The following is a 25,248-nucleotide window of genomic DNA, read 5'->3' as shown; positions in this document are numbered from 1 at the left end:
AGAGTGTCCTAGGGGCGGGTCAACGGCCGGCCGCGGCCGTGGCCAGCGCGGCGAAGGTGTCCTCCAGCGCGGGCATTTCGACGGTCTTCATGTGCGCCTGCAGCTGCTGCAGGGCCGCGGTGGCGTTCTGCGTGCGGCGCGAGGCAGGGTCGAAGTACTTGCCCAGCGCGCTGTAGGCGCCGGCCAGGTCGGCGCGCGCCGAATCCATGCGACGCGCCAGCAGGCCCAGCCGTGCATTGAGCAGCTTGAGCTTGAGGTTCTCGCGCAGGAAGAAGGCCTGGTCGGGGGCGAGCAGGATTGCGTCGGGATGGTCGATGCGGCTCACGCGCACCAGGCCGCGCACCTCGTCGCGCACGCCTTCCCAGGTGCGGTGCAGCGTGGCTTGCCAGCGCGGCTGGCTGGCGGTGCTCGCGGCGGGGGCGGGCGCCGTCGCCTCGCCCGCCGGGCGGCGCATGCTGGCTGCCTGGGCCACGCTGCCCAGCAGGGGCAGCTCGTCCACCTGGAGCACCAGGTCGTCCAGGCGGCCGAGCAGACCCGCAGTGTCGATGACGTTGGCGCGCTCCAGGCGCTCCAGGTCATGGCCCATGGCGCGCAGCACGGGCGCCAGGCGCGGCTGCGATGCGCGCTCCACGCGCTGGCTCGCGCTCTTGAGCGCGGCCACCAGGGGCTGCAGGCTGCCCGTGAGTTGGGCCTGCTGCTGCGCCAGGCGGATGGCGGCTTCCACGTCCACCACCAGGTTCTCGTCGCGCGTGCGCGAGAGGCTTTGCATGAGTTCTTCCAGCTGGCTGCGCTGCAGCGCGACTTCGCTCACGCGGGCTTCTGCCACGGCCAGGCGCGTGGAGGTCTCGCGCGCCAGCTCCTGCGCTTGCTGGGCCATGGTGCGCGCCTCGATGGCCTGGGCGCCGGAGTCGGCCGACTGGCGTGCCAACTGCTCCTGGATGGACGACAGCCGCTGCCACAGCATCACCGAACTGGCCAGCGCGGCAATGGCGATGGCGCTCAGCGCGAACAGGGTCGCGCGGCCGCCGTGGGCCGCGGCGGGCCGGGGAGCGGCGGGCGCCGGTGCGGGCAGCCCGGATGAGGACTCATTGCTCATAAAGCGATTCTATCGAGGCTGCCACTTCATCGAACGCCGGACGGCATTCGTGCACGCTGCCAAAGCCGGCCGCACGTGCGGCCTGCGCGATACGCGGGTGGGTGGTCAGGGCGCGGGCCATGCCCCAGTGTTGCGCGGGCAACACAGCACGCAGGTTGGCGATGGCCTCGGAACTGCTCAGCAGCCAGACCGAGCCGTCGCTGGCGGCTGCTTGCGCCAGCACCAGTTGCTGGGCGTCGAGGCAGGGTGCGCCGCGCTCGTACGCGGCGACGAAGTCCACCGCGCCACCCGCAGCGGCGATCTGCCGGGCCAGCCATTCGCGCCCGTTGCCGCCCTCGGCCGTGGGGGCGTTGGCTCCACGCACGATGAGCACGCGGTCGCCCGGGCCGATCTGCGGCGCGACCACCTGCCACAGGGCTTCGGAGTCAAACTGCGCGGCGTCGGCGCCGGGAGCGTCAATGCGCTCGGGCGCAACCCCGGCCTGCACGAGTGCCGCCACGGTGCCGGGGCCGGGAGCCCATACTCTCGTTTTGATAGCTGCTAACGCTTGTCCAGAAAGCGTTAGAGGCATATTTGATTCAAGGAAATACTGCGCCGCGTTGCCGCTCACGAACATCACCGCGCAGTAGCGGTCCATCCGTGCGCGGGCCTGTTGCAGTTCCTCGCGCAGAGCCGGGTTGGTCACCGGGCCGATGGCGATGAGTGGCAGCGCCAGCGCGGCGATGCCGCGCGCCTGCAGATCGGCGGCCCACTGCGTGGCCTCGCGCGCGGGGCGCGTGACGATGGCCCGGGGCGGCTGCACGGGCAAGGTCAGAGCGCTCCCACCGCGCCCGCAGTGCGCAGCTGTGCGGCGACGGCCAGTCCCAGCGCATCGGCCTGCTCCAGCGTATGCACGGGGGCCGCGCCCTCGGCGCGTACCAGCGGCACCCGGGCCGCGACGTCGCCCCAGGCGGCGCGCAGCGAGAGCGTGTCGCCGTCCCACTGGCCATGTGCGGCCAGCGGCATGGAACAGCTCCCCCCCATGGCGCGGCTCACGGCACGCTCGGCCGTCACCGTGAGCCAGGTGCGCTCATGGGCCAGCGGCGCCAGCGCCTCGCGCAGGTCGTGTCGGTCGCCGCGGATCTCGATGCCCAACGCGCCCTGGCCGGCGGCGGGCAGCATCTGCTCGGGCGTGAACACGGCGCGGATGCGTTCGTGCAGGCCCAGGCGCTTCAGGCCTGCGGCCGCGAGCACGATGGCCGCGTACTGGCCCTCGTCCAGCTTGCGCAGGCGCGTCTGCACGTTGCCGCGCAGCGGCTCGATCTGCAGGTCGGGGCGCAGCGCTTGCAGCAGCACCTGGCGGCGCAGGCTGGACGTGCCCACCACCGCACCGTGGGGCAGCTCGTCCAGCGATGCGTAGCCGGGCGACACGAAGGCGTCGCGCGGGTCCTCGCGCTCCATCACACAGGCCAGGGCGAAGCCCTGGGGCAGCTCCATGGGAACGTCCTTGAGCGAATGCACCGCGATGTCGGCGCGGCCTTCCTCCAGCGCCACTTCCAGCTCCTTCACGAACAGGCCCTTGCCGCCCACCTTGGACAGCGTGCGGTCCAGGATCTGGTCGCCGCGCGTGGTCATGCCCAGCAGCGCCACGGCATGGCCGCGCGCGCGCAGCAAGGACTGCACATGCTCGGCCTGCCAGAGCGCGAGTTGGCTTTCGCGCGTGGCGATCACGATGGAAGGAAGCGAGGGGGAGGGAGTGGTCATTGCGGCGTCTGTCTCGGCCCCCGCAGGCAGGGCGGCGGGGCAGCGGGGAATGCTAGCATGCTGCGCTGCAACAGCCGCGCCATTCCATCAACCATCCCATCGGCGCGCCAGGAGACCTTTGCGCATGACCGCCCCCGCCCGCAAGACCGACGCCGCCGCGGCGCCGGCGCCCGCCCGCAAGACCGACAAGGACCTGCCGCTGATCCAGGACATCCGCCTGCTGGGGCGCATCCTGGGCGACGTGATCCGCGAACAGGAGGGCGTGGCCGCCTATGACCTGGTGGAGCAGGTCCGCAAGCTGTCAGTGGCCTTCCGGCGCGACGCGGACCACGAGGCCGACAAGGCGCTGAAGAAGCTGCTCAAGGGCCTGACGGGCGACCAGACGGTGAGCGTGATCCGCGCCTTCACGTACTTCAGCCACCTGGCCAACCTGGCCGAGGACCGCCACCACATCCGCCGCCGCGCCGTGCACGAGCGCGCGGGCAGCGCGCAGGAGGGCAGCATCGAGGTGGCGCTGGCGCGCCTGCGCTGGGCCGGCATCGCGCCGCGCACCGTGGCGCAGACGCTGGCCACCAGCTATGTGGCGCCGGTGCTCACGGCCCACCCGACCGAGGTGCAGCGCAAGAGCATCCTGGACGCGGAGCGCGAGATCGCCCTGCTGCTCACCCAGCGCGACGATATCCAGGCGCGCGCCCAGCTCTACAACAGCGCGAAGGACACGCTCACCCCGCGCGAGCTGGCCGCCAACGAGGCGCAACTGCGCGCGCGCGTGGCCCAGCTGTGGCAGACGCGGCTGCTGCGCTACTCCAAGCTCACCGTGGCCGACGAGATCGAGAACGCCCTTTCGTACTACGAATACACCTTCCTGCACGAGATCCCCAAGATCTATGCCGAGCTGGAGCGCGAGCTGGGCGGCAGCCACCCCGTGGCGAGCTTCCTGCGCATGGGCCAGTGGATCGGTGGCGACCGCGACGGCAACCCCAACGTGAGCGCCGACACGCTGGCCCTGGCCCTGCGCCGCCAGGCCGAGGTGGCGCTGCGTCACTACCTGACCGAGGTGCATCACCTGGGGCGCGAGCTGTCGCTCTCCAGCAACCTGGTGCAGGTCTCGGCCGAGATGCTGCAGCTCGCCGCACGCTCGCCCGACACCAGCGAGCACCGCCGCGACGAACCCTACCGCCGCGCACTCACGGGCGTGTACGCGCGCCTGGCCGCCACGCTCAGGGATTTGACGGGCGGCGAGGCTGCACGCCATGCCGTAGCCCCACAGAATGCGTATGCCCGCGCGGGCGACTTCCTGGCCGATCTGCGCGTGATCGAGGCTTCGCTGCGCTCGCACCGCGGTGCGGCCCTGGTGGGCGAACGCCTGCGCCCGCTGATGCGCGCAGTGGAAGTGTTCGGTTTCCACCTGGCCACGGTGGATCTGCGCCAAAGCTCCGACCAGCACGAGCGCGTGGTGGCCGAACTGCTGGCCACCGCCCGGGTGGAGTCCGACTACGAGGCCCTGCCCGAGCCCGCGCGCCGCGCGCTGCTGCTGCGCCTGCTGTGTGACGCACGGCCCCTGCGCGTGGTGGGGGCGCCGTATTCCGAGCACACGACGGGCGAGGTCGCCATCTTCGAGACCGCGCGCCAGATGCGCGAGCGCTATGGCGACGACGCCATCCGCCACTACATCATCAGCCACACCGAGACGGTGAGCGACCTGCTGGAGGTGCTGCTGCTGCAAAAGGAGGTGGGCCTGCTGCAAGGCACGCTGGACACGGGCGCCAGGGCGGACCTGATCGTGGTGCCGCTGTTCGAGACGATCGAGGACCTGCGCAATGCCGCGCCCATCATGCGCGAGTTCTACGCGATCCCTGGCATCGCGCAGTTGGTGCGCGCCAGCGGGGCCGAGCAGGACATCATGCTCGGCTACAGCGACAGCAACAAGGACGGCGGCATTTTCACCAGCAACTGGGAGCTGTACCGCGCCGAGATCGCGCTGGTGGCGCTGTTCGACGAGATGAACGCCGCCCAGGCGGGCGCGCCCATCCAGCTGCGCATGTTCCACGGTCGTGGCGGCACGGTGGGGCGTGGCGGCGGGCCCAGCTACCAGGCCATCCTGGCGCAGCCGCCCGGCACCGTGCGCGGGCAGATCCGCCTGACCGAGCAGGGCGAGGTGATCGCCTCCAAGTACGCCAACCCCGAGATCGGCCGGCGCAATCTGGAGACCCTGGTGGCCGCCACGCTGGAAGCCACGCTGCTGCAACCCACCAAGTCCGCCACCAAGGCTTTCCTGGAAGCGGCCGAGCAGCTCTCGCAGGCCAGCATGGAGGCTTACCGCGCGCTGGTGTACGAGACACCGGGCTTCACCGATTACTTCTTCAATTCCACGCCGATCCGCGAGATTGCCGAGCTCAACATCGGCTCGCGCCCGGCCAGCCGCAAGGCCAGCCAGCAGATCGAGGATCTGCGCGCCATTCCCTGGGGCTTCAGCTGGGGCCAGTGCCGCCTCACGCTGCCGGGCTGGTTTGGCTTCGGCGCGGCGGTGGATGCCTTCACGCACGCGCCGGGCAAGGATCCCAAGGCCCAGCTGGCGCTGTTGCAGAAGATGTACCGGCAGTGGCCGTTTTTTCGCACGCTGCTGTCCAACATGGACATGGTGCTGGCCAAGAGCGACCTGGCGCTGGCCTCGCGCTACAGCGAGCTGGTGGCCGATGCGCGCCTGCGCAAAAAGGTGTTCGGTGTGATCGAGGCCGAATGGCAGCGCACGGCCGACGCGCTCACGCGCATCACAGGGGAAAAGCAGCGCCTGGCGGCCAACACGGCGCTGGCGCGCTCCATACGGCACCGCTTCCCCTACATCGACCCCCTGCACCACCTGCAGGTGGAGCTGGTGCGCCGCTGGCGCGCGGGCCAGGGCGACGAGCGCGTGCAGACCGGCATTCACATCTCCATCAACGGCATTGCCGCGGGGCTGCGCAACACGGGCTGAGGTACGGGCGTGGTAGACGGCATCACGGCGCAGTGGCTGCAACGCCTGGGCGCGCAGGTCGCCTGGGCTTACGGCCTGCGCGTGCTGCTCGCGCTGGGCGGCGCCATGGCCTGGAGCTGGGGCACGCACCAGGTGGAGCTGGTGGTGCCGCTGTTCCTGGGCGTGCTCGCGTCTGCGCTGGCCGAGACGGATGACAGCTGGCGCGGCCGCCTGAAGGCGCTGCTGGTCACACTGGCGTGCTTCGCGCTGGTGGCCTTCCCGGTGGCGGCGCTCGTGGACCAGCCGCTGTGGTTCCTGCTGGTGCTGCTGGTGTGCAGCTTCGTCTTCACATTGCTGGGCGCGGTAGGCGGGCGCTACCGCGCGATCGCTTCGGCCACGGTGATCCTGGCGCTGTATGCGGCCCTCAGCGTGCCCCAGGGTGCGGGCGACACGCAGCCCTGGTGGCGCATGCCTGCGCTGCTGCTGGCGGGCGCGGGGTGGTACGGACTGTTGTCGTTGGCGTGGTGTGTGCTCACGCCGTTGTTGCCCCTGCGGCATGGCATGGCTGCGCTGTACGAGGAGCTGGGCGCCTACCTGCGGCTCAAGGCCAGCGTCTTCGAGCCCGTGCGCGGCGTGGATGTGCAGCAGAGGCGGCTGGCGCTGGCACAGACCAATGCGCGCGTGGTGGCGGCGCTCAACAGCGCCAAGGAAAGCCTGTTCAGCCGCATGGACGCGCAGCCGCCCCAGGGCCGGCTGCTGCAACTGCTCAACCTGTATTTCATCGCCCAGGATATTCACGAGCGCGCGAGCTCCTCACACTACCACTACAACGAATGGGCGGACGTGCTCTTTCACAGCGATGTGCTGTACCGCTGCCAGCGCGTCCTCACGCTGCAGGGCATGGCCTGCACGCAACTGGGTGAAGCACTGCGCCGGCGCCGCCCGCTGGTACGCGATGCGGGGCATGCGCAGGCACTGGCAGACCTGCATGATTCCATCACTTACCTGGAGCGCCAGGGCCAGAGCGCCTGGCAGCGCCCGCTGCGCTCGCTGCGCGCGCTGGCGCGCAACCTCAGCACGCTGGACGCGCAACTCACCACTGCCACGCTGCCCATGCAAAACGCGGTGCTGGGGGACATCGCATTGTTCGACCGCACGCCGCGCTCGCTGGCCGATGCGTGGGGCCGCGTGCGTGCGCAGCTGCATGCGCGCTCGGTGCTGTTTCGGCATGCGGTGCGCCTCACGCTGGCGTTGGCCGCGGGGTATGCCGCCATGCAGCTCACGGACCCGCGGCATGGCTACTGGATCCTGCTGACCACGCTGTTCGTCTGCCAGCCGACCTATGGGGCCACCGTGTCCCGCGTGGCGCGGCGCGTGCTGGGCACCGCGCTGGGGCTGGTGGCGGGCTGGGCGTTGCTGGAGCTGTTCCCCAGCCCGACCCTGCAGGCGCTCTTGGCCGTGGCGGCGGGGGTGCTGTTCTTCCTTACGCGCACCCAGCGCTACCTGCTGGCCACGGCGGCCATCACGCTGATGGTGCTGCTGTGCTTCAACCAGACCACGGGCGAAGGCTACACGCTCATCCTGCCGCGCCTGCTGGACACGGTGATCGGCAGTCTCATCGCGGCGGCCGCCATGTTTCTGGTATTGCCTGACTGGCAGGGCAAGCGCCTGGGTGCCGTTGCGGCCGAGGCGCTGGAGGCCCATGCGCTGTACCTGCGCGAGATCATGTCGCAGTACGCCACGGGCAAGGACGACGACCTGGACTACCGCCTGGCGCGCCGCGTGGCGCACAACGCCGATGCGGCCCTGTCCGCCGCCCTGTCGCACATGCTGCTGGAGCCGCGCTGGGTGCGCCGCCACGCGCGCGTGGGACTGCAGTTGCTGGTGCTCTCGCATACGCTGTTGAGCTATCTGTCGGCCTTGGGTGCGCACCGCGGTCTGCCGGCCGACGTGGCGGCCGATTCGTTGGCAGAGCGCGCCGCCCGTGAGGCCGCGAACCAGATCGAGCAGATGGCCCAGGCGCTGCGCGGGCGGCATGCGCTGGCGCAGGAGGATGGCGCTGCCGAGGGGTTGGCGCTGGCGCTGGAGCAGGCGGCCGATGCCTCCGGCGACGGCCTGTCGCTCGTGCAGGCCCAGTTGGCGCTGGTGTGCCGGCAGGTGGCGCCGCTGCGGGCCGCGGTGCGCTCGCTTGCCGGGCAGGGCGCGGCGGCCTGAGGCTGATCTGGCCCGCAAAGCCCGTCTTGTTCCACCCTTGGCGCGCAGGCGCACCGGCTAGCATGGCCGATCGTCACGCAATACATATTCTTCGATCATGAGAAACCGGGTTTTGGCCTTCTGCGTCCTGGCCGGGCTGGCGGCCGGCTGCGCGCCCCTGCCAACGGCGCTGCACGGCGCGACGCCGGAGGGGGCGCACGCGCCCACGGAGCAACAGGCGGTGAACGCAGTCCGCCAATGGGACGTGCTGGCTGCCGACGTGGCGGCGCGTGTGGCCGACCGGCTGCGTGCGTGGCCCGCAGGGCAGCACCCGATCCATGTGGAGATGGCCCCCCAGGCCTCCGACTTTCAGCGCGGCTTTCGCGAGTTGCTGGTCACGCATTTGGTGGAGCGGGGCATCGCCGTAACCACCGAACCCGCAGCCCTGCGGTTGTGGGCCAGCACCCAGCTGGTGCAGCACCACGCGGGTGCGGCGTCCGCGGCGCCGTTGCAGCGCCTGGCCGAAGGTGTGTACGTGCGGCGCAATGCAACGCATGCGGACGCGAGTGTGCCGATGCGCACCGAGGTGCTGGTCGTCACGTCGCTGGAAAGCGAGGGCCGGGTGCTGGTGCGCACATCTGACGTGTACACGATCGCGCAGCCGGACGCACCGCTGTACCAGCGCCCCGCTGCGGCGCCGGGGCCCCTCACGACCTGGCGGGTCGTGCCATGAAGGAGGGAGACCGCATGACGCAACGCATTGGAATACAGCGGCGCGTGCTGCTGGCAGCGGTGCTGACCGCCAGCGCATTGGCCCTGCCGGGCTGCGCACGCTACTACTACGGCGCTGCGGCCAGCAGCGACCCCGTGGACCTGATGGCCAGCAACCACGGCGCCGCGGATGCGCTGTTGCTGCAAGTGCCGCTGGACCCCGGCACCCCTGTGCTGGTGGGAACGGTGGTGCAGTTGGACCGGTTGGATGAATCTTCGCGCCTGGGGCGCCTGGTGGCCGAGCAACTGGCGGGCCGGCTGGCCCAGCGCGGCTTGCGCGTGACCGAGTTGCGCATGCGCGAGACCCTGGCGATGCGTCCCGGACAGGGCGAGCTGCTGCTGTCGCGGCACGCACAGGAGGTGGCGCGCGCCCAGGCGGCGCAGGCCGTGCTGGTGGGCACCTACGCGGTGGCGCCGCAGGCGGTTTACGTGAGTCTGAAGCTGGTGGGCGCGGGCAACGCGGTGCTGGCGGCGCACGACTATGCACTGCCCATGGATGCCAACGTGCGCGGTCTGCTGGCGGGCCGGTAGCCCATTGCCGCGCCGTTATGCTATTTATTTAATAGCTGTTAGCGCCTGATGGGTAAGCGCTAGAAGCCATTTTGACTTGAATTAGTGCAGCGTGAGTGCGCCGGCGCTCTTGCTCTTGCCGGCACGTGCGGGCGGGTTGCACAGGCCGCAGGTGTAGTGGCGGTTCTCGTACAGCTCGGTGACGAATTGGCCGCCGCACTGCGAGCACTTGGTGCGCGTGAGCATGCCGGCATCCACGAACTTCACCAGCCGCCAGGCGCGCGTGAAGGACAGCAGCGGGTCGATCTGCGCTGCGGCCACCTGCTCGTTGTAGAGGCGATAGGCCTTGGTGAGCAGCTCCACCGCGTCCAGGCTCACGCCCTTGGACAGGTATTCGTAGATGTTCAGGAACAGCGAGCTGTGGATGTTCTCCTGCCAGGTGAGGAACCAATCCGTGGAGAAGGGCAGCTGTCCCTTGGACGGCGACTTGCCCGCGATCTCCTTGTACAGGCGGATCAGGCGCTCGTACGACAGCGTGGTCTCGGACTCCAGCACCTGCATGCGGGCTCCCATCTCGATCAGCATGGCGGCGCGTTCGATTTGCTTGGATTCGTTGAGAACGCTCTTGGCGGGTGCGGACATGGCAGGCTTTCGGAGGAAGAGGAGAACGCTGGCGTGGGACTTCAGAGCACTTCGGAGACGCGGCTGGCCATCAGGATGTTGGCGTGCAGCGTGTTGGTGGCTTCGCTGGCGGCTTTGCGCGGCGTGTTGTGGCTGGTCAGCAGGCTCCACACCAGTTCGTCGTCCACGCGGAAGCTGCACAGCAGCGTGTTGCGCGAGGCCAGCTTGAGCACCTGTGCGGCGGACAGCGATGCCAGAATGTCGGCCGCTTCTTCGTTCAGCCCCAGACGGAAAACGGCTTCGGCCTTGTCCTGGCGGATCAGGGTCTGCGCCAGCATCAGGTAAGTGAGGTTGGCTTCGCGGATTTCGGCGAGCAGTTGTTCGGAGGTCATGGGGCAATCCTTTCCAGAGGGGATCACTGCGTTGCATAACGTTGCATGTGTTGCGTGATCCGATGAAATGGATTGTGAAACCGGGGCAAAAAGAAATTAAGTCGGGGTTCGGCGCTGCGTGGCGTCTGGCGGATGAGCAGCCTTTGTAGGAATTTGCCTTACAGCGGCGTCGGCGTGTGGCGCGTGTTTGCGGTGGTGGTTTCGCCGATACAGGCATGAAAAAACGGGCCGCAGCCCGTTGGATGGAGTGCACGCGGTCGTGCGCAGGGTGGAAGGCACCGTGTCAGGCGCCTGGCGCCTGGCTCAGTCGGCGTCGCCCATCTGGGACTGCAGGTAGTTCTGCAGCCCGACCTTGGCGACCAGTTCGATCTGGGTTTCCAGAAAATCGATGTGCTCTTCGGTGTCTTCGAGGATGTCTTCCAGCAGTTCGCGCGAGACGTAGTCGCGTACGGACTCGCAGTAGGCAATGCCTTCCTTGATGGTGGCCTGCGCTCCGCGCTCGGCGCGCAAATCGCATTCCAGGATCTCGGGTACGTCTTCGCCCACCTGCAGCTTGGCCAGGTCCTGCAGGTTGGGCAGGCCGTCCAGCATGAAGATGCGGTCCATCAGCCGGTCGGCGTGCTTCATCTCGCCGATGGACTCGTCGTATTCCTTCTTGGCCAGCTTGTCGAAGCCCCAGTGCTTGAGCATGCGGTAGTGCAGGAAGTACTGGTTGATGGCCGTGAGCTCATTCTTCAGCTGGGCCTGCAGGTGTGCGATGACTTGCGCGTCGCCTTTCATGGGGCTTCTCCTTTCAGTCAGAAAGGGGCATTGTCATGACCCTGGCACCAGGGGGCAAGACAATGCCCCTGCATGCAGGCTTTGCCTGCGTGTGATGCTGAGTCGTGTTCTCGAATGGAATGAGACGATAGTCAATATCAATTCAATTGATGTGTTCAATTTATTGGATTTATCATTCGATCCGGCCTAAACTTCAGTCTTGTTCTAGCCCATCAACCTAAGTAAGAGGAAACAGCAATGTCCGTGCTTAACACCACTATCAAGCCTTTCAAGGCGCAAGCCTTCAAGAACGGCAAGTTTATCGAAGTGACCGAGAAGGACGTCCTGGGCAAGTGGGCCGTGTTCTTCTTCTACCCGGCCGACTTCACCTTCGTGTGCCCCACCGAGCTGGGCGACGTGGCCGACCACTACGACGAGCTGCAGAAGCTGGGTGTTGAGGTGTACTCCGTGTCCACCGACACGCACTTCGTGCACAAGGCATGGCATGACGCCTCCGACACGATCCGCAAGATCAAGTACACCATGCTGGGCGACCCCACCTGGCAGATCAGCCAGAACTTCGACTGCCTGCGCGAAGGCCAGGGCCTGGCAGACCGCGCCACGTTCATCGTGGACCCCCAGGGCGTGATCCAGGCGATGGAAATCACCGCCGAAGGCATCGGCCGCAACGCCGCCGATCTGCTGCGCAAGGTCAAGGCTGCCCAATACGTGGCCAGCCACCCCGGTGAAGTGTGCCCCGCCAAGTGGGAAGAGGGCGCCAAGACGCTGGCTCCTTCGCTGGACCTGGTCGGCAAGATCTAAGCTGGCACCAGCCACGTTCAGCCGCCGCGGCGGCTGACCAAGACGCCCGGGTGCCAGGCGCCCGGGTTTTTTTTGCCCATAACTAGATTGATTAGGAGTAACCCTATGCTCGACGCCAACCTCCAAGCCCAATTGAAAGCCTATCTGGAGCGCCTGCAGCGCCCGGTGGAGCTGGTCGCCACGCTGGACGATGGCGCCACTTCCCAAGAGCTGCGGGAACTGCTCCAGGAGATCCGCTCTCTCTCCGACAAGATCACCGTGGTCGAGAAGAACGACGCGCCCGTGCGCAAGCCGTCCTTCCTGATCACCAACCCCGGCGTGGACACCGGCGTGCGTTTCGCGGGCGTCCCCCTGGGCCATGAGTTCACCTCGCTGGTGCTGGCGCTGCTGCAGGTGGGCGGCCATCCCTCCAAGGAATCGGCGGACCTGCTGGAGCAGGTCAAGGGCCTGGACGGCGACTTCCATTTCGAGACGTACTACTCGCTGTCCTGCCACAACTGCCCCGACGTGGTCCAGGCGCTGAACCTGATGAGCGTGCTCAACCCGCGCATCACGCACACGGCCATCGACGGCGCCGTGTTCCAGGACGAGATCAAGGAACGCCAAATCATGGGCGTGCCCACGGTGTTCCTGAACGGCAAGAATTTCGGCCAGGGCCGCATGGAGCTGGCGGAGATCGTCGCCAAGATCGACAGCGGCGCCCATGCCCGCGTGGCCGCCAAGCTCAATGCCATGGAGCCGTTCGACGTGCTGGTGGTCGGCGGTGGTCCCGCCGGTGCCGCGGCCGCCGTGTATGCGGCGCGCAAGGGCATTCGCACCGGCGTGGTGGCCGAGCGTTTCGGCGGCCAGGTGCTGGATACGGTGGACATCGAGAACTACATCTCGGTCAGCAAGACCGAGGGCCCGAAGTTCGCCATCGCGCTGGAGCAGCACGTCAATGACTACGACGTCGAGGTGATGAACCTGCAGCGCGCCAAGGCCCTCAAGCCCGCCGCAACCGAAGGCGGCCTGGTGGAAATCGAACTCGACAACGGCGCAACGCTCAAGAGCAAGACCGTGATCCTGTCGACCGGCGCGCGTTGGCGCAACATGAACGTGCCGGGCGAGGAGCAGTACCGCACCAAGGGCGTGACGTACTGCCCGCACTGCGACGGCCCGCTGTTCAAGGGCAAGGACGTGGCGGTCATCGGCGGCGGCAACTCGGGCGTGGAGGCCGCGATCGACCTGGCCGGCATCGTCAAGAGCGTGACGGTGCTGGAGTTCGCCAGCGATTTGAAGGCCGATGGCGTGCTGCAGAAAAAGCTGCGCAGCCTGCCCAACGTGACGGTCATCCTGAACGCCCAGACCACGGAAGTGAATGGCGACGGCAGCAAGGTCACCGGCCTGACCTACAAGGACCGCACGACGGACGAGGCCAAGACCGTGGCGGTCGAGGGCATCTTCGTGCAGATCGGTCTGTTGCCCAACACCGACTGGCTCAAGGGCACGGTGGACCTGACGCGCTTTGGCGAGATCATCATCGACGCCCGGGGCCACACCAACGTGCCGGGCGTGTTCGCCGCGGGAGACTGCACCAACGTGCCGTACAAGCAGATCATCATCGCCGCAGGGGCGGGCGCGACGGCGGCCTTGTCGGCCTTCGACCACCTGATTCGCCACTGATATCTAAGCCAAATTGGCCTTTAGCGCTTACCGGTCAAGCGCTGATAGCTATCAAAAACAAAGCGCCTTTCGGGGCGTTTTTGTTTTGATGCAGGGGCGGTCAGTACTGCAGCCGTTCCGGCCGCACCTCCTGCAGGATGGTGGTCGCGATCTCCTCGATGCTCTTGGTGGTGGTGGACAGCCAGCGAATGCCCGAGCGGCGCATCATCGCCTCGGCCTCGGCCACCTCGTTGCGGCAGTTCACCAGATCGGCGTACCGGGAGCCGGGGCGCCGCTCATTGCGGATCTGCGACAGCCGTTGCGGGTCGATCGTCAGGCCGAAGATCTTCTTGCGGTGCGGCACCAGTGCGGGCGGCAGTTGGCGGCGCTCGAAGTCCTCGGGGATCAGTGGATAGTTGGCCACTTTCAGGCCGCACTGCATGGCCAGGTACAGGCTCGTGGGCGTCTTGCCGCTGCGCGACACGCCGATCAGGATCACGTCCGCACCCGACAGGTCGCGGTGGCTTTGGCCGTCGTCGTGGTCCAGGCTGAAGTTGATGGCTTCGATGCGGTCGCTGTATTCCTTGGACACGCTGATGTCCGAGAAACGCCCCACGCGGTGGTGTGACTTCACGCCCAGCTCGGACTCCAGCGGGCGGATGAAGGTGCCGAACATGTCCAGCAGCATGCCCCTGCAGCCGTCCTCGATGATCTTGAGCACGCTCATGTTCACCAGCGTGGTGAACACGATGGGCTTCTTGCCCTCCAGCTCGGCCGTGTGGTTGATCTGGCGCACCACCTGGTGCGCCTTGTCCTCGGTATCGATGAAGGGCAGGCGCACGTGGCGCGGGCGGATGTCGAACTGCGCCAGGATGGCATTGCCGAAGGTCTCGGCCGTGATGCCGGTGCCGTCGGAGATATAGAACACGGTGCGCGTGTGCGTGGCAAGCATGGGAAAGGAAGAGCGGGAAGGAGAGCGTGGTGATGCGATGGCGCGTGCGCTGCGGCGGGCAGCCCGCCTACAATGGCGCCCATTATTCCCAATTTCTCCCCATGCACCGCGCCGGCCCACAACCACAACAGCAAAGCCGTGGCCGCTGCATGAGCGACGACTGCCCGCCTTCCCTTGACGCGACGGTGGGCGCAGACCGGTTTTTAAACTCTGGAGCTTTCCCATGTCTGCACGTTTCGAGGCGACCGCCCTGGTCGTACCGTTTGAGAACCTGAGAATGAGCGACGTCGAGGTCGTTGGCGGCAAGAACGCCTCCCTCGGCGAGATGATCTCCCAACTGCCCCAGGGGGTGCGCGTGCCCACGGGCTTCGCCACCACCGCGCATGCGTTCCGCGAGTTCCTCAAGTACGAAGGCCTGCACGACCGCATCAGCCAGCGCCTGGCCGCGCTGGACGTGGACGACGTGCGCGCGCTGGCCGAGGCCGGCGCCGAGATTCGCGGCTGGGTGGAAAGCCAGCCGTTTCCTGCCGACCTGGAAAAGGCCGTGCGCGAGGCATTTGCCGCGCTGTCGGCGGGTAACGACCAGGCCAGCTTCGCCGTGCGCTCCTCCGCCACGGCCGAGGACTTGCCCGATGCCTCCTTTGCCGGTCAGCAGGAGACCTTCCTGAACGTGGTGGGCATCGAAGCCGTGTTGCACAAGATGAAGGAAGTGTTCGCGTCGCTGTACAACGACCGCGCCATCTCCTACCGCGTGCACAAGGGTTTTGCCCATGACGTGGTGGCCCTGTCGGCGGGCGTGCAGCGCATGGTGCGCTCCGACCTGGGCGCGGCCGGGGTGATGTTCACCATCGACACGGAAAGCGGCTTCGAGGACGTGGTGTTCATTACCTCCAGCTACGGCCTGGGCGAAACCGTGGTGCAGGGCGCCGTGAACCCCGACGAGTTCTACGTGCACAAGCCCATGCTCCAGGCCGGCAAGCAGGCCGTGATCCGCCGCAACCTGGGCTCCAAGCTGATCCAGATGGTGTTCTCCACGGCGCAGGAAAAGGCCGCCAGCGGCAAGCTGGTGAAGACCACCGAGGTGGCAACCGAGCTGCGCAATCGCTACTCGCTGACCGACGACGAGATCGAGCAGTTGGCCCACTACGCGCTGGTGATCGAGCAGCACTACGGCCGCCCCATGGACATCGAGTGGGGCAAGGACGGCACTGATGGCCAGCTCTACATCCTCCAGGCGCGCCCTGAGACGGTGAAGAGCCAGGCCAAGGGCCAGGCCGAGCAGCGCTTCAAGCTCAAGGGCCACGGCCCGGTGCTGGCCGAAGGCCGCGCCATCGGCCAGAAGATCGGCACCGGCCCGGTGCGACTGGTCAACGACATCGCCGAGATGGACAAGGTGCAGCCCGGCGACGTGCTGGTCACCGACATGACCGACCCCAACTGGGAGCCGGTGATGAAGCGCGCCAGCGCCATCGTGACCAACCGGGGCGGGCGCACCTGCCACGCGGCCATCATTGCGCGCGAGCTGGGCATTCCGGCCGTGGTGGGCTGCGGCCACGCCACCGACGTGCTCAAGGACGGCACGCTGGTCACCGTGAGCTGCGCTGAGGGCGACACCGGCCGTATCTACGACGGCCTGCTCGAGACCGAGGTGACCGAGGTGCAGCGCGGCGAGATGCCGCCCATCTCCACCAAGATCATGATGAACGTGGGCAATCCGCAGCTGGCCTTCGACTTCGCCCAATTGCCCAACGAAGGCGTGGGCTTGGCGCGCCTGGAGTTCATCATCAACAACAACATTGGCGTGCACCCGAAGGCCATCCTGGACTACCCCGCCGTGGATGCCGACCTGAAGAAGGCCGTGGAGAGCGTGGCGCGCGGCCATGCCAGCCCGCGCGCGTTCTACGTGGACAAGGTGGCCGAGGGCGTGGCGACCATCGCCGCCGCGTTCTGGCCCAAGCCCGTCATCGTGCGCCTGTCGGATTTCAAGTCCAACGAGTACCGCAAGCTCATCGGCGGCAGCCGCTACGAACCCGAGGAAGAGAACCCCATGCTGGGCTTCCGTGGCGCAGCGCGCTACGTGAGCCAGGACTTCGGCGAGGCCTTCGCCATGGAGTGCGAGGCCATCAAGCGCGTGCGCAACGACATGGGCCTGACCAACGTGCAGGTCATGGTGCCCTTCGTGCGTACGCTGGGCCAGGCCGAGCGCGTCACCAAGCTGTTGGCACAGCACGGTCTGCAGCGCGGCGAGAACGAGCTCAAGCTCATCATGATGTGCGAGATCCCGAGCAACGCGATATTGGCCGAGCGCTTCCTGGAGTATTTCGACGGCTTCTCCATCGGCTCCAACGACCTGACCCAGCTCACCCTGGGCCTGGACCGCGACTCGGGCCTGGAACTGCTGGCCGCCGACTTTGACGAGCGTGACCCGGCCGTGGAAGCGCTGATCCACCTGGCCATCAAGGCGTGCCGCGCGCAGGGCAAGTACATCGGTATCTGCGGGCAGGGCCCCAGCGACCATCCCGACTTTGCCCAGTGGCTGGCGCGCGAGGGCATCACGTCGATCTCGCTGAACCCTGACAGCGTGATCGATACCTGGCAGCAACTGGCGCGCTGACCGCGCCGCAGCCGCAGGCCATGCCCCACCGCCGGTCGCTCACGCAGGAAGAGATCGAGGGGGCGCCCTTTGCCCCCGACCTGCACGATGCACGCCACCTGTGGCTGAAGGCGGGCCTGCTGCTCATGTGGGTGCTGGTGTCGTTCGGCACCGGCTACTTCGCGCGCGACCTGCAATTCCTGGTGGGTCCATGGCCGTTGAGCTACTGGATTGCCTCCCAGGGGGCAGTCCTGATGTTCATTGGCATCGTCTGCGTTTACTGTGCCGCCATGAGCTACTTCGAACGGCAGGACATGGCGGCGCAGCGCGACGCTGCCACAGCCCCACCCCATGATTGAACGCGGCGGCGAGGGGCGCAGCTACATGGCGCGCCTGAACCGCATCGTGGCGCTGTACATCGCGGGGCTGCTGGGGTTCGTGGCCCTGATGGCCTGGGCCGAGCAGCGCGGGCTGTCGCGCCAGTGGATTGGCCCCATCTTCCTGTTTCTCACCGTGATGGCCTACGCCGCCATCGGCGTGTACGGCCGCACCACGGATGCGGACGAATACTACGTGGCGGGCCGCCGCATTCCGCCGTTCTACAACGGCATGGCCGCCGCCGCGGACTGGATGAGCGCGGCCTCGTTCATCAGCCTGTCGGGCGCGCTGTATCTGCAGGGCTTCTCGGGCACGCCGGAGCAGCCGGGCGGGCTGGCCTATCTGTTGGGCTGGACGGGCGGCTTCGTGCTCGTGGCCATGCTCATCGCGCCGCACCTGCGGGCGATGAACCTCTACACCGTTCCGGACTTCTTCCAGGTGCGTTTTGGCGGGCGCTGGCCACGCATCATCGCGGCCCTGTCGGCCGTGCTGTGCTCTTTCACCTACGTGGTGGCGCAGATCTACGGCGTGGGGTTGATCGCCTCGCGCCTGACCGGGGTGCAGTTCGAGATCGGCATCATGCTCGGCCTGGGCGGCGTGCTGCTGTGCTCGTTCCTGGGGGGGATGCGCGCCATCACCTGGACGCAGGTGGCGCAGTACATCGTCATCCTGCTGGCGTTCCTGATCCCGGTGTCGTGGCTGGCGTACAAGCAGCTCGGCAACCCCGTTGCACCGGTGGTGGCGGGAGCGCAGATCGGCAAGATCACCACGCTGGAGGGCGGGCTGCTGGCCTCGGAGGTCGAGCAAGACGTGGTCGCGGCCTACCTGCAGCGCGCCGAGGATTACAAGGCGCGGCTGGCCGACGTGCCCGCCGCACTCGCGCGTGAGCGCGAAGCGGCGCGCGAGCGCATCCAGCGCCTGCGCGCCCAGAACGCCGACGTGGGGCTGATCGTGGCCGCCAGCCGGGATTTGGCCTCCATGCCGCGCGACGAGGCTGCCGCGCGCGATCGCTGGACGCGCGAGATGCGCGACAACTATGAGCGCGCCCGCGCCATGGGCGGCCTGCCGCGCCACAGCCAGGCGTTTGCGGGCGATCCGCAGGGCGACCCGCAGGAGCGCCAGACCTTCGACGATGCGCGCCGCAACTTCCTGGCGCTGATGTTCTGCCTGATGGTGGGAACGGCCGGCCTGCCGCACCTGCTGACGCGCTACTACACGGTGCCCTCGGTGGCGGGCGCGCGCGCGTCGGTCGCGTGGTCGCTGTTCTTCATCGCACTGCTGTACCTGAGTGCGCCGGCGCTCGCCGTGCTGGTGAAGTTCGAGGTCATGAACAACCTCGTGGGAAGCAGCTTCGACCAACTGCCCAACTGGATGGCGCAATGGGCGCGTGTGGACGCCTCGCTGCTGTCCGTGGAGGACGTGAACGGCGACGGCATCGTGCAGTTCGGCGAGATCCGCTTCGGGGCCGACCTCATCATGCTGGCCACCCCCGAGATCGGCGGGCTCCCCTACGTGATCTCCGGCCTGGTGGCCGCGGGCGGGCTGGCCGCTGCGCTGTCCACTGCCGATGGCCTGCTGCTCACCATCAGCAACGCGCTGGTGCGCGACCTGTACCACCAGGAAACGCGCCGCAAGGCGTCGCCCGAGCAGCGGGTGATCCTGACCAAGTTCACGCTGCTCTCCGTGGCGCTGTCCGCGGCGTTCGTGGCGGCGCTCAAGCCGTCGGAAATCCTGCCCATGGTGTCGGCGTCGTTTTCCATCGCCGCATCGGCCTTCGTGCCCGCGATGGTGCTGGGCATCTTCTGGCGCGGTACTACGCGCCAGGGCGCGGTAGCCGGCATGCTCGCCGGCCTGTCCGTCACGGTGTATTACCTGTTGGCGCAGGTGGACAGCGTGCGCCAATGGGTGCCTTCCGCGCTGCTCGTCGATGGCCTGTGGTTCGGCATCCATCCGATTTCGGCCGGGGTCTTCGGCGTGCCGGTGGGCCTGGCCGTGGCGTGGAGCGTCAGCCTGGCCACGCGGCCGGGCCGCGTGCGGCCGGCTCCCGCGGACGGGCTTTAGCGCGCCGCGCCCCGCGGTTGCGCCCACGGGCGACCTGCGGTTTGACCTCATTCACAAATGGTCACATTCGTGCGACGCTGATCCCGTGCGGCGTTCCATGCCGCTTTTCCATCACGTACCAAGCGAAGAGGTGGGCATGATTCTCGTGAAGACACCGGCTGGGCAACAGGCGCTGAAGGATCGCCAGGGTGCGCTTTCGCCGCGCCAGCGCTCAGCCTTCATCCTGTTCGACGGCAAGCGCACCCTGGACCAGGTGCTGACGGCCACGGCGGCCATGGGCATCTCGCGCGAGGACGTGCAGCTCATGATCGACCAGGGGTTGCTGGAGAGCGGACCGGGAGCGCCGGCACCCGCGGCCGCAGCGCCGGCGGACGGCGCCGAGGTGCAGGTCGATGGCACGGGGCGCACGCAGCGCGAGCGCTATCAAGCCGCCTACCCGATCGCCACCGAACTTACCGCCAGCCTTGGGCTGAAGGGCTTCCGCCTGAATCTGGCGGTCGAGGGGGCTGCGGGGTATGAGGATCTGGCGGCGCTGGCTCCCAAGATCCGCGAGGCCGTGGGAGACGCCAAGTACACCAGGCTGGAGAGGGCGTTGTTCGCGTGAATGCGGCGCTGGGCGTGGCCCCCTGCAGGACCCACCCAGTCCTCAATAAAAAAAGGGAGCGTGCATGACACGCTCCCCTTGCATGAACAGCGTCCGCAGCCGGACGCAAGGTGTTCTTAGACGCGCTTGCGGTACTCGCCCGTGCGCGTGTCGATCTCGATCTTGTCGCCCTGGTCCACGAACAGCGGCACGGCCACTTCGAAGCCGGTGGCGATCTTCGCGGGCTTGAGCACCTTGCCGGACGTATCGCCCTTCACGGCGGGTTCGGTCCAGGTGATCTCGCGCTCCACGCTGGTGGGCAGTTCCACGGAGATGGCCTTGCCGTCGTAGAACACCACTTCGGCCGCCATGCCGTCTTCGAGGTAGCTGATGGCATCGCCCATGTTGGAGGCTTCCACTTCGTACTGGTTGTACTCGGCGTCCATCCACACGTACATCGGGTCGGCGAAGTAGGAGTAGGTGCACTCCTTCTTGTCCAGGATCACGTTGTCGATCTTGTCGTCGGCCTTGAAGACGACTTCGGTGCCCATGTTGGACAGGAGCGCCTTCAGCTTCATGCGCACGGTAGCGGCGCCGCGGCCGCCGCGGGCGTATTCGGTCTTCAGCACGATCATGGGGTCTTTGCCCTGCATGATCACGTTGCCGGCGCGGATTTCTTGAGCGATTTTCATGGCTTGCTTGGGAAGGAAAGGTTGACCGCTCCACAAGTCGGGGCGGGCGGGCGTGGCCCAGGCGTTTGCGTGAACTGGGCCGCCTTCCACCCCGGCGCATGTTCCGCGGCGGGGGCGCCGGCTGGGCACGCGAGTGCCGCCTTCGTATGGCGCAAAACCGGGGATTCTAGCTTTTCTCCGCCACAAACCCTAGCAGTAAGGTCAATAAATCCTGCTGTGCCAGCAGCCGCGCACGTGCGGACTGTATACATGCGCGCCATTCGCCCAGGGTGGCCGCGTCCAGCGGCGGCAACTCGCTGCGGGTCTCCAGACCGTTCCAGAGGGCCGACCAGCGCCGCAGCGATGCAGGGGCGTGCAGCCAGTCCAGAAAGGCCAGTAGCTTGGCGTGGTGCGCATCGTCGTGCTGCGGATAGATCTGCCACACGAACGGCTGGCCCGCCCACAGGGCGCGCACCAGTGAGTCCTCGCCGCGCACGAAGTTCAGGTCGCAGGCCCAGAGCATTTCGTCAAAGGCCGGCTGAGGGCAGGGTGGCAGATATGAAATTGATAGCTGCTCGCGCTTGCTGTATGAGCCTTTGAGGCTTTTTTGACTCTCAAACCGCTGCTGCCATTGGCGCACGGCCGCCGTGGCACGTCCGGGCGTGACCAGCAGCCGCACGTCGCTGCGCGGCCGCCATTGCGCCAGCAGCTGGGGCAGGGCGGGTGGTTCGTAGCAGAACAGCGAGATGGCGACTTCGTCTGCCCCGATGCCGTGGCCGGCGCGCCAGGCGGTGCGGTCGAATCCGGCCTGGCGCGCCAGCAGGTCTGGCTCACGCAGCAGGCCGCCCGTGCGCTCGGTGAAGCCGGGGTAGTAGAACCAGCGTGTCAGGCCTGCCCCCGGGCCGCTCATGAGCGGAGACGGCAGCCGGTGGCAGCGTTCCACATAGGCCTCGGCCGACAGGTACTCCAGGTTGATCCATAAGGGTTTTGGGCCTGTAGCGTTTGTGTGGTGAGCGATGGCAGCTATGAATTGCGGAGCAATCTCGCAGCCGAAGGCCTCCACCACCACGTCGCCAGGCCCGTCTGCGGGCGCCTGCGTGGGCCAGGGCAGCACCTGTACGCCAGGTGCGCCCTGCGGCGCCATCCAGGCCAGAGCGCTGGCGTCATCCACCCACAGGCGAACGCGGTGGCCGCGGCTGCCCAGATCGGCCGCCAGGCGCCAGCACACGCCGATGTCGCCAAAGTTGTCGATCACCTGGCAAAAGATGTCCCAGCGCAGGTGGGCCGTGGCCTTCGTCATGGCGCCTCCTGGGCGCCGGCGCGCAGGTGGTCCACCAGCAAGCGTGCGACGCTGGACAGCGACTCCTCCGAGCGCACGCACAGCGACAGCCGCCGCCGTGCCCAGGGCTCATCCAGCGTGATGGCGCGCAGGGCCAGCGTGCCGCGGTAGATCTGGGCGCTGCCGCGCGGCAGCACGGCCACGCCCAGGCCGGCGGACACCATCAGGCACAGGGCGTCATAGCTCGTGACCTGGATGCGCAGCTTGAGCGGCATCTCCTGCTCGGCCGCGGCGCGTGTGAGCAGGTTGTTGATGGCGCTGCCCGGATGCATGCCCACAAAGTCACAGGCCAGGGCGTCTGCCAGGCGCACGCTGCGGCGGCGTGCCAGCGCATGGCCCGCGGGGACGATGAGGACCAGCTCGTCCTCGCGGTAGGGCAGCAGGGTCACGCGCTCGCCATAACTGCCGTGGTTGAGGATGCCCACGTCGGCTGCGTTCTCGGCCACCGATTGCGCCACGGCGGTGCTGATCTGCTCCTGCAGCCGCACATCGACCTGCGGATGCGCGGCCATGAAGCGCTGCAGTTCGCCCGGCAGGAACTGCGTGATGGCCGAGATGTTGGCCACCACGCGCACGTGGCCGCGCACGCCAGCGCGAAAGTCCTGCATCTGCGTGGCGATGCCGTCCAGGTCGTTGAGCACGCCGCGCGCCAGGTGCAGCAGGGCGTAGGCCGCGGCCGTGGGCTCGGTGCCGCGGTTGCTGCGGGCGAACAGCTCCACGCGCAGCGCGTCCTCCAGCTCGGCCAGGCGGCGGCTGGCGGCGGAGGGCGCGATGTGTTCGCGCGCGGCGGCGCGGGCGATGGCGTTTTCCTCCATCACCGCGACGAACAGGCGCAGGGAGACCGGGTCGAGCTTCATGGGCGGCGATGGTACTGCGGCGGCGGCGGGCCATGCCGGTTTGCGATGGCAGCTTCGCGCTTGAGCGTTTTGCGGCCCGGCCGGGGCGCCGCATCATGCCGCCTGGATTGCAGGAGACATATGACCCCCAAGTACAACACCGCTGCCCCCACGCCCGCGGCACTGGCCGGCGTGCGCGTGATCGAAATGGGCCAGCTCATCGCCGGGCCGTTCTGCGGCAAGACATTGGGCGAGTTCGGCGCCGATGTGGTGAAGATCGAGGCCGTGGGCGCGGGCGACCCCCTGCGCAACTGGCGCCTCATCAAGGAGGGCACCTCCGTGTGGTGGCAGGTGCAGTCGCGCAACAAGAAGTCGGTGGCGCTGGACCTGCGCCAGGCCGAGGCGCAGGACATCGCGCGCCGCCTGATTGCCGAAGCCGACGTGCTCATCGAGAACTTCCGTCCCGGCACGCTGGAGGGCTGGGGCCTGTCGCCCGAGGCGCTGCACGCCCTCAACCCGGGCCTGGTCATCCTGCGCATCTCGGGCTACGGGCAGACCGGCCCCTACCGCGACCTGCCGGGTTTTGGCGTGATCGGCGAGGCCATGGGCGGCCTGCGCCACCTCACGGCCGAGCCGGGCCGCGTGCCGGTGCGCGTGGGCGTGTCGATCGGTGACACGCTGGCCGCGCTGCACGGCGCCATCGGCGTGATGATGGCGCTGTACCACCGCAAGGTGAACGGCGGCGCGGGCCAGGTGATCGACGTGGCCCTGCACGAGGCGGTGTTCAACTGCATGGAAAGCCTGATCCCCGAGTACAGCGCCTTTGGCGCCGTGCGCGAGGCCGCGGGCAGCGCGCTGCCGGGCATTGCGCCGAGCAACGCCTACCCCTGCCAGGACGGCTGGGTGCTGGTGGCCGGCAATGGCGACAGCATCTTCAAGCGCCTGATGGCCACCATCGGCCGCCAGGATCTGGCCGATGACCCGCAACTGGCCGACAACGCCGGCCGCGTGGCGCGCGTGGCCGAGATCGACGCCGCCATTGGCCGCTGGACCGCCGAGCGCACCGTGGCGCAAGTCATGGAGTTGCTGGCTGCCGCACGCGTGCCCGCGGGCAAGGTCTATACCGCCAAGGACATCGCCGAGGACCCGCACTACCAGGCGCGAGACATGTTGCTCACGCAGCGCACGCGCGACGGCTACGAGCTGCAGGTGCCGGGCATCGTGCCCAAGCTCTCGGCCACGCCGGGCACCATCCGCACCAGCGCGCCGCGCCTGGGGGACGACACCGATGCCGTGCTGGCCGAGGCGGGGCTGACGGCCGAGCAGATCGCGCTGCTGCGCAGCAAGGGAGTGATCCAATGACGACCAGCGTGTGGAACGGCGCCGGGCGGCGCATCGAGCTGTGCGACGTGGGCCTGCGCGACGGCCTGCAGATGGAGGCGCAGTTCGTGCCGACCGAGGACAAGATCGCGCTCGTGAATGCACTGTCCCACGCGGGCCTGTCCAAGATCGAGGTGACCTCGTTCACCTCGCCCACGGCCATCCCCGCGCTGCGCGACGCCGAGGTGGTGATGCGCGAGATCGAGCGCCGCCCCGGCGTGACCTACACCGCGCTGGTGCCCAACGCGCGCGGCGCGGAGCGCGCCATCGAGTCGCGCACCGACGAGCTGAACCTGGTCATGTCCGTCAGCGAGACGCACAACCTCGCCAACCTGCGCATGACGCGCGCGCAGTCGTTCGCGGCACTGGCACAGGTGATCACCATGGCGCAGGCGGCGCAGGTGCCGGTGAACGTGTCGCTGTCGTGCGTGTTCGGTTGCCCCATGGAGGGCGACGTGGCGCTGGACGCCGTGTGGGAGCATGTGCAGCGCTTCGCCGACCTGGGCGTTGCGGGCATCACGCTGTGCGACACCACGGGCATGGCCTTTCCCACGCAGGTGGGGCAGGTGGTGGCCGCTGCGCGCGCGCGCTGGCCGGGCATGGCCTTCACGCTGCACTTTCACAACACGCGCGGCATGGGCCTGGCCAATGTGCTGGCGGCCATCGATGCGGGGGCGCAGCGCTTTGACGCATCGCTGGGCGGCCTGGGCGGCTGTCCCTATGCGCCGGGTGCCACGGGCAATGTATGCACCGAAGAAGTGGTGCATGCGCTGCAGCTCATGGGTTACGACACGGGCATTGATCTGCCGGCGCTGATTGCCACTGCGGCCCGCCTGCCCGCGCTGATCGGCCACGAGGTGCCCAGCCAGATCGTGAAGGCGGGGTGCCGGCTGGACCTGCATCCGGTGCCTGCGGGCTTCGACGCAATCCGCGAGCGCGCGCTGGCGCGGTAGC

At 68.0% G+C, this 25,248-nt stretch carries 22 protein-coding genes; 12 read left to right on the top strand and 10 right to left on the bottom strand.

What is annotated here, in order from left to right; translation table 11 throughout:
* Positions 1-19 precede the first annotated feature (19 nt).
* The 3 genes from HND92_RS12950 to hemC are packed head-to-tail and all read right to left on the bottom strand — an operon-like array spanning position 20 to position 2,839.
* A complete protein-coding gene (locus HND92_RS12950; RefSeq protein ID WP_172207465.1) occupies positions 20-1,096 on the bottom strand; it encodes a uroporphyrinogen-III C-methyltransferase in 1,077 nt (358 codons plus the stop codon).
* Positions 1,086-1,904, bottom strand: a complete 819-nt coding sequence (locus tag HND92_RS12945) for a uroporphyrinogen-III synthase (RefSeq protein ID WP_172207463.1) — start codon at positions 1,902-1,904, stop codon at positions 1,086-1,088. Before HND92_RS12945 ends, HND92_RS12950 begins: the two co-directional genes overlap by 11 nt.
* Positions 1,905-1,906: 2 nt before the next feature.
* Entirely contained in the window at positions 1,907-2,839 is a 933-nt protein-coding gene (hemC, locus tag HND92_RS12940) for a hydroxymethylbilane synthase (RefSeq protein ID WP_015913774.1), read from the bottom strand.
* Positions 2,840-2,963: 124 nt separating this feature from the next.
* Here hemC and ppc point away from each other — a divergent pair, with 124 nt between their 5' ends.
* From ppc to HND92_RS12920, 4 genes are all read left to right on the top strand, one after another.
* Positions 2,964-5,813: a phosphoenolpyruvate carboxylase gene (ppc, locus tag HND92_RS12935; RefSeq protein ID WP_172207461.1), complete on the top strand. Its 2,850-nt coding sequence runs from the start codon at positions 2,964-2,966 to the stop codon at positions 5,811-5,813.
* 9 nt (positions 5,814-5,822) lie between these two features.
* A complete protein-coding gene (yccS, locus tag HND92_RS12930) occupies positions 5,823-8,006 on the top strand; it encodes a YccS family putative transporter (protein ID WP_172207450.1) in 2,184 nt (727 codons plus the stop codon).
* Between the two features lie 112 nt (positions 8,007-8,118).
* Entirely contained in the window at positions 8,119-8,718 is a 600-nt protein-coding gene (locus HND92_RS12925) for a hypothetical protein (protein ID WP_231403378.1), read from the top strand.
* Positions 8,719-8,732: 14 nt separating this feature from the next.
* Positions 8,733-9,287: a FlgO family outer membrane protein gene (locus HND92_RS12920; RefSeq protein WP_253940026.1), complete on the top strand. Its 555-nt coding sequence runs from the start codon at positions 8,733-8,735 to the stop codon at positions 9,285-9,287.
* 81 nt (positions 9,288-9,368) lie between these two features.
* Here the strand turns inward: HND92_RS12920 and flhC are convergent, their stop codons facing one another.
* The 3 genes from flhC to bfr form a co-directional block, all read right to left on the bottom strand.
* Positions 9,369-9,908 (bottom strand): flagellar transcriptional regulator FlhC, encoded by a 540-nt coding sequence (gene flhC, locus HND92_RS12915; RefSeq protein ID WP_011806038.1) that lies wholly within the window; start codon positions 9,906-9,908, stop codon positions 9,369-9,371.
* A 41-nt stretch (positions 9,909-9,949) separates the two neighbouring features.
* Positions 9,950-10,279, bottom strand: a complete 330-nt coding sequence (gene flhD / locus HND92_RS12910; RefSeq protein ID WP_011806037.1) for a flagellar transcriptional regulator FlhD — start codon at positions 10,277-10,279, stop codon at positions 9,950-9,952.
* A 303-nt stretch (positions 10,280-10,582) separates the two neighbouring features.
* The gene (gene bfr, locus HND92_RS12905; protein ID WP_011806036.1) at positions 10,583-11,059 is read right to left on the bottom strand and encodes a bacterioferritin; all 477 of its coding nucleotides are present in this window, start codon (positions 11,057-11,059) and stop codon (positions 10,583-10,585) included.
* 237 nt (positions 11,060-11,296) lie between these two features.
* Here bfr and ahpC point away from each other — a divergent pair, with 237 nt between their 5' ends.
* Positions 11,297-11,860, top strand: coding sequence for an alkyl hydroperoxide reductase subunit C (gene ahpC, locus HND92_RS12900; RefSeq protein WP_047350525.1), 564 nt, complete (start codon positions 11,297-11,299; stop codon positions 11,858-11,860).
* A gap of 105 nt (positions 11,861-11,965) precedes the next feature.
* Positions 11,966-13,522: an alkyl hydroperoxide reductase subunit F gene (gene ahpF, locus HND92_RS12895; protein WP_172207433.1), complete on the top strand. Its 1,557-nt coding sequence runs from the start codon at positions 11,966-11,968 to the stop codon at positions 13,520-13,522.
* Between the two features lie 100 nt (positions 13,523-13,622).
* On the opposite strand, the gene HND92_RS12890 is transcribed toward ahpF, so the two are convergent.
* On the bottom strand, positions 13,623-14,453 hold the full coding sequence (locus HND92_RS12890) for a pyruvate, water dikinase regulatory protein (protein ID WP_011806033.1): 831 nt from the start codon (positions 14,451-14,453) through the stop codon (positions 13,623-13,625).
* A 223-nt stretch (positions 14,454-14,676) separates the two neighbouring features.
* Here HND92_RS12890 and ppsA point away from each other — a divergent pair, with 223 nt between their 5' ends.
* The 4 genes from ppsA to HND92_RS12870 all read left to right on the top strand — a co-directional run bounded on the left by ppsA (position 14,677) and on the right by HND92_RS12870 (position 20,089).
* Entirely contained in the window at positions 14,677-17,067 is a 2,391-nt protein-coding gene (ppsA, locus tag HND92_RS12885; protein WP_172207431.1) for a phosphoenolpyruvate synthase, read from the top strand.
* A 20-nt stretch (positions 17,068-17,087) separates the two neighbouring features.
* Positions 17,088-17,405 (top strand): DUF4212 domain-containing protein, encoded by a 318-nt coding sequence (locus HND92_RS12880; protein WP_172207429.1) that lies wholly within the window; start codon positions 17,088-17,090, stop codon positions 17,403-17,405.
* Positions 17,398-19,485, top strand: coding sequence for a VC_2705 family sodium/solute symporter (locus tag HND92_RS12875; RefSeq protein WP_172207427.1), 2,088 nt, complete (start codon positions 17,398-17,400; stop codon positions 19,483-19,485). The genes HND92_RS12880 and HND92_RS12875 overlap by 8 nt, the downstream gene beginning before the upstream one ends.
* Positions 19,486-19,621: 136 nt before the next feature.
* A complete protein-coding gene (locus tag HND92_RS12870; protein ID WP_103738039.1) occupies positions 19,622-20,089 on the top strand; it encodes a hypothetical protein in 468 nt (155 codons plus the stop codon).
* 116 nt (positions 20,090-20,205) lie between these two features.
* Here HND92_RS12870 and efp read toward each other — a convergent pair whose 3' ends face one another.
* The 3 genes from efp to HND92_RS12855 form a co-directional block, all read right to left on the bottom strand.
* Positions 20,206-20,760: an elongation factor P gene (gene efp / locus HND92_RS12865; RefSeq protein WP_011806028.1), complete on the bottom strand. Its 555-nt coding sequence runs from the start codon at positions 20,758-20,760 to the stop codon at positions 20,206-20,208.
* A gap of 166 nt (positions 20,761-20,926) precedes the next feature.
* On the bottom strand, positions 20,927-22,039 hold the full coding sequence (gene earP / locus HND92_RS12860) for an elongation factor P maturation arginine rhamnosyltransferase EarP (RefSeq protein WP_172207425.1): 1,113 nt from the start codon (positions 22,037-22,039) through the stop codon (positions 20,927-20,929).
* Entirely contained in the window at positions 22,036-22,935 is a 900-nt protein-coding gene (locus HND92_RS12855) for a LysR family transcriptional regulator (RefSeq protein ID WP_172207422.1), read from the bottom strand. The genes earP and HND92_RS12855 overlap by 4 nt, the downstream gene beginning before the upstream one ends.
* A gap of 120 nt (positions 22,936-23,055) precedes the next feature.
* On the opposite strand from HND92_RS12855, the gene HND92_RS12850 reads away from it, so the two are divergent.
* Both HND92_RS12850 and HND92_RS12845 read left to right on the top strand, forming a co-directional pair.
* Positions 23,056-24,276 (top strand): CaiB/BaiF CoA-transferase family protein, encoded by a 1,221-nt coding sequence (locus HND92_RS12850; protein WP_088886385.1) that lies wholly within the window; start codon positions 23,056-23,058, stop codon positions 24,274-24,276.
* On the top strand, positions 24,273-25,247 hold the full coding sequence (locus tag HND92_RS12845) for a hydroxymethylglutaryl-CoA lyase (RefSeq protein WP_088886386.1): 975 nt from the start codon (positions 24,273-24,275) through the stop codon (positions 25,245-25,247). Before HND92_RS12850 ends, HND92_RS12845 begins: the two co-directional genes overlap by 4 nt.
* Position 25,248: the final 1 nt, after the last annotated feature.

This window comes from Diaphorobacter sp. JS3050 (assembly GCF_013154915.1).
Classification (GTDB): Bacteria; Pseudomonadota; Gammaproteobacteria; order Burkholderiales; family Burkholderiaceae_C; genus Diaphorobacter; species Diaphorobacter nitroreducens.
Note: the sequence above shows the minus strand (reverse complement) of the source record. Positions and strands in the feature narration are given on the sequence as shown.

Excerpts from the sequence above, each read along its gene's own strand:
- HND92_RS12845 (WP_088886386.1), top strand. The coding sequence starts at position 24,273 with ATGACGACCAGCGTGTGGAACGGCGCCGGGCGGCGCATCGAGCTGTGC.
- ppsA (WP_172207431.1), top strand. The coding sequence starts at position 14,677 with ATGTCTGCACGTTTCGAGGCGACCGCCCTGGTCGTACCGTTTGAGAAC.
- HND92_RS12855 (WP_172207422.1), bottom strand. The coding sequence starts at position 22,935 with ATGAAGCTCGACCCGGTCTCCCTGCGCCTGTTCGTCGCGGTGATGGAG.
- efp (WP_011806028.1), bottom strand. The coding sequence starts at position 20,760 with ATGAAAATCGCTCAAGAAATCCGCGCCGGCAACGTGATCATGCAGGGC.
- HND92_RS12920 (WP_253940026.1), top strand. The coding sequence starts at position 8,733 with ATGACGCAACGCATTGGAATACAGCGGCGCGTGCTGCTGGCAGCGGTG.
- HND92_RS12850 (WP_088886385.1), top strand. The coding sequence starts at position 23,056 with ATGACCCCCAAGTACAACACCGCTGCCCCCACGCCCGCGGCACTGGCC.
- HND92_RS12870 (WP_103738039.1), top strand. The coding sequence starts at position 19,622 with ATGATTCTCGTGAAGACACCGGCTGGGCAACAGGCGCTGAAGGATCGC.
- HND92_RS12890 (WP_011806033.1), bottom strand. The coding sequence starts at position 14,453 with ATGCTTGCCACGCACACGCGCACCGTGTTCTATATCTCCGACGGCACC.
- HND92_RS12875 (WP_172207427.1), top strand. The coding sequence starts at position 17,398 with ATGATTGAACGCGGCGGCGAGGGGCGCAGCTACATGGCGCGCCTGAAC.
- ahpF (WP_172207433.1), top strand. The coding sequence starts at position 11,966 with ATGCTCGACGCCAACCTCCAAGCCCAATTGAAAGCCTATCTGGAGCGC.
- HND92_RS12950 (WP_172207465.1), bottom strand. The coding sequence starts at position 1,096 with ATGAGCAATGAGTCCTCATCCGGGCTGCCCGCACCGGCGCCCGCCGCT.
- ahpC (WP_047350525.1), top strand. The coding sequence starts at position 11,297 with ATGTCCGTGCTTAACACCACTATCAAGCCTTTCAAGGCGCAAGCCTTC.
- flhC (WP_011806038.1), bottom strand. The coding sequence starts at position 9,908 with ATGTCCGCACCCGCCAAGAGCGTTCTCAACGAATCCAAGCAAATCGAA.
- earP (WP_172207425.1), bottom strand. The coding sequence starts at position 22,039 with ATGACGAAGGCCACGGCCCACCTGCGCTGGGACATCTTTTGCCAGGTG.
- HND92_RS12880 (WP_172207429.1), top strand. The coding sequence starts at position 17,088 with ATGCCCCACCGCCGGTCGCTCACGCAGGAAGAGATCGAGGGGGCGCCC.
- ppc (WP_172207461.1), top strand. The coding sequence starts at position 2,964 with ATGACCGCCCCCGCCCGCAAGACCGACGCCGCCGCGGCGCCGGCGCCC.
- flhD (WP_011806037.1), bottom strand. The coding sequence starts at position 10,279 with ATGACCTCCGAACAACTGCTCGCCGAAATCCGCGAAGCCAACCTCACT.
- hemC (WP_015913774.1), bottom strand. The coding sequence starts at position 2,839 with ATGACCACTCCCTCCCCCTCGCTTCCTTCCATCGTGATCGCCACGCGC.
- bfr (WP_011806036.1), bottom strand. The coding sequence starts at position 11,059 with ATGAAAGGCGACGCGCAAGTCATCGCACACCTGCAGGCCCAGCTGAAG.